General features: G+C 62.7%; 3 protein-coding genes. All 3 read right to left on the bottom strand.

Annotated features, from left to right (window positions below; all coding sequences use genetic code 11):
• Window positions 1–31: 31 nt before the first annotated feature.
• A complete protein-coding gene (locus ABGA94_RS19705; protein ID WP_005418942.1) occupies window positions 32–541 on the bottom strand; it encodes a CS1 type fimbrial major subunit in 510 nt (169 codons plus the stop codon).
• 279 nt (window positions 542–820) lie between these two features.
• Window positions 821–1183 carry a NirD/YgiW/YdeI family stress tolerance protein gene (locus ABGA94_RS19700; RefSeq protein WP_005418949.1) on the bottom strand — a complete coding sequence of 121 codons (363 nt, stop codon included), beginning with the start codon at window positions 1181–1183 and terminating at the stop codon, window positions 821–823.
• Between the two features lie 236 nt (window positions 1184–1419).
• Window positions 1420–2697 (bottom strand): citrate synthase, encoded by a 1278-nt coding sequence (locus ABGA94_RS19695; RefSeq protein WP_005418950.1) that lies wholly within the window; start codon window positions 2695–2697, stop codon window positions 1420–1422.
• Window positions 2698–3024 lie beyond the last annotated feature (327 nt).

Below are 3024 nucleotides of genomic sequence, written 5' to 3'. Positions count from 1 at the left end.
GGCCGGCCCGGGAACCGGGCCGGCGCGGGGATTACGGCGAGGTCGCCTTCTGGTTCAGCACGACGTTGACGATGCCGCTGTAGCGACCCTTGGTGGTGATCGGGGCCGGGGTGGCCTGGGCAATGGTCAACGGCATCGAGATCGAGGCGCCCGGGGTCGAACCGGCACCGGTGAACAGGTCGACCGCCTTGTACTCGATGGCGGCGGCACCCAGCGTGCGATTGTTGAGGCTGATGCTCATCGGCACGGTGACGCTGCCGGTTTCATTTGCGAGGGCAAACGCACCGTCGATACGTGCCTCGATATCGGCGGTGTCATCATTGGAGTGGATACGCACGCGCTGGGTGTTCGGAATCAGGCCGCGCAGCGGATCGTGGGTCAGCGTGACCAGGTCTGGCAACGGGGTGCCGTCATCGCGCATCAGCGCCAGGGTCGGGTCGACGTCGGCATAGACGGAGATCTTGGTTTCCAGCGCGTGCGCGGACAGCGAAGCGGTGGCCAGCGCTGCAGCAAGCGCGGCCTTCTTGATGATGGCGTGCATGGGTGTCTCTCTCGGACAGGGGGAATATGAAAGCTCCCCTCCCCAAGGAGAAAAGGGAGGGAAGCATCGCCCGCGGGGATGGATGCGGGCGACGGAGAGAATGTTAGAAATCCATTGCCATGCAGGCCATTCAAGCATTCCTAAAACACTGAGTGTTAAGGAGAATTCTTGAATTCGCTCAATGTTCGAGGGTTATGCAATTTCCCTCATCGGTTCAATGCAACAAACCTCATTGCATTGAATTTGTAGAGCCGAGCCCACGCTCGGCTACCGTTGGCTTCAACCTGCAGGCACGACGGTGACGTGATCGACATCGATGTCGGTGGGCTTGAAGCGATGCGTGTCGACCTTGCCACGCAGCTCGACCACGGTGTCGGCACCGATGGCCTGCGGCGGCAGGTCTTCGTCATCGATCTCGACCTCGATCTGGCCGCTGGCATCACGGAACTGGTAGCGCTCGTCACCGATCTTGGCGGTGAGGGTGCCACGCAGCACCACCGGATGATCATCGCGCTGCGCACGTGCGTCAGCGACGGTGCTGGCAGCGGCCCCTGCCCCCGGCCCGGTGTACTGCGCGAAGGCCTGCGGGCTCAGCAGGGCCAGCGGCGTGGCGATGAAAGCGATGGCGATCAGTCGGTTCATGGCGTTCTCCATACAGGGATCAGTACGCACAGGTTCTATCGCCTTCGACGTGATACCCATGCAATAGATCCGAAAAGATGTGAATGCGACATTCATTGTCAGAACGCGTTCAGATCCGGAAGCGGGCTCTTGTCGTGCGGACCAACGTTCCGCGGTCGCCATCCGCCGAAGACGATCAAGACAAAAAAAAACGCCCCGCAGATGCGGGGCGCTTCCAGCACAACCTACGCGGGCGATCAGCCCTGGTAGTCGCGCACGTCGCTGCCGGTGTAGACCTGGCGCGGACGGCCGATCTTCATTTCCGGGTCGACCTGCTGTTCCAGCCAATGCGACACCCAGCCGGAAGTACGGCCCAGGGCGAACATGACGGTGAACATTTCGGTCGGGATCTGCAGCGCCTTGTAGATGATGCCGCTGTAGAAATCGACGTTCGGGTACAGCTTGCGGGCGACGAAGTACTCGTCCTGCAGCGCAGCCTGTTCCAGCTTCACGGCCACGTCCAGCAGCGGATCCTGCACGCCCAGCTGCTTGAGCACCTTGCTGGTCATCTCGCCGATGACCTTGGCGCGCGGGTCGAAGTTCTTGTAGACGCGGTGGCCGAAGCCCATCAGGCGGAAGCCGGAGGTCTTGTCCTTGGCCTTGACCACGGCGGACTCGACGTTGTCGGCGCTGCCGATCTCTTCGAGCATCTTCAGCACGGCTTCGTTGGCACCGCCGTGGGCTGGACCCCACAGCGCGGTGACGCCCGCAGCGACCGACGCGTACGGGTTGGCACCGGTCGAGCCGACCAGGCGCACGGTCGAGGTCGAGGCGTTCTGCTCGTGGTCGGCATGCAGGATGAACAGCAGGTCCAGTGCCTTCACCACGTCCGGATTCAGGTCGTACTGGCCGTCAGCGGACTCGAAGGTCTGCTTCAGGAAGCGGCTGACGTAGTCCAGCGAGGTGTCCGGCTTGTTGGCCGGCAGGCCCTTGCCGTGGCGGTAGATCAGCGCCGACAGGGTCGGCACCTTGGCGATCAGGCGCACGGCGGCCTTGCGGCGCTGCTCGGCGTCGGACAGGTCCAGCGAGTCGTGGTAGATGGCCGACAGCTGCGCGATCGCGGCCGCCAGGATCGCCATCGGGTGGGCATCCTTGGCGAAGCTGCCGATCAGGGTATTGATCGAATCGTCGACGTTGGCTTCGGCGGTCAGCTCATCGGTGAAGGCCTTCAGCTGCTCGGCGCTCGGGCGCTCGCCGTTGATCAGCAGGTAGGCCACTTCGACGTAGCTCGACTTTTCCGACAGCTGTTCGATCGGGTAGCCGCGGTACAGCAGCACACCCTTGTCGCCGTCGATGTAGGTGATGGCGGACTTGCAGCTGGCCGTCGCGGTGAAGCCGGAATCGTAGGTGAAGAACCCCGTTTCCTTGGTCAGCTTCGCGATGTCGACGCAGTCGTTGCCAAGGGTGGGTTTGATGACGGGCAGAACGACGGACTTATCGCCGGCGTTGAGCGTGACCTGATCAAGATCGGACACTGTGTGCGCTCCTTCATGGGAAGGCGCCTGCCCAAGCGCATTGGTCAGGCACGTGAATGACGTCCTCGGCCTGTGCCGGGGATCACGTCATTATCGCACAGCAGCATTTGTCGGGTGCTAGACGGAAGTCGTATACGACAGGCGGCCGGACACCGGCCGTTGAGCGGCCCGGATCGGCAAAAGCGTTGTCACACGAACGCAGTGTTCCGTCCATCCAAACGCCCGTTGGGTTGGCCTTGGGGAAAAACAAACGGCCGCGCAGAGCGCGGCCGTCGGTTCGAAGCTGGATCGACAGCTCAGCGCGCGTAGCGCTTCTGGAACTTGTCG

The organism is Stenotrophomonas sp. 3diitr2024 (assembly GCF_042136455.1).
GTDB classification, from domain to species: Bacteria; Pseudomonadota; Gammaproteobacteria; order Xanthomonadales; family Xanthomonadaceae; genus Stenotrophomonas; species Stenotrophomonas sepilia.
This window is presented reverse-complemented; position numbering and strand designations above follow the sequence as displayed.

What these genes read in the sequence shown, in the direction of transcription:
- ABGA94_RS19705 (WP_005418942.1), bottom strand. Translation starts at nt 541, where the DNA reads ATGCACGCCATCATCAAGAAGGCCGCGCTTGCTGCAGCGCTGGCCACC.
- ABGA94_RS19700 (WP_005418949.1), bottom strand. Translation starts at nt 1,183, where the DNA reads ATGAACCGACTGATCGCCATCGCTTTCATCGCCACGCCGCTGGCCCTG.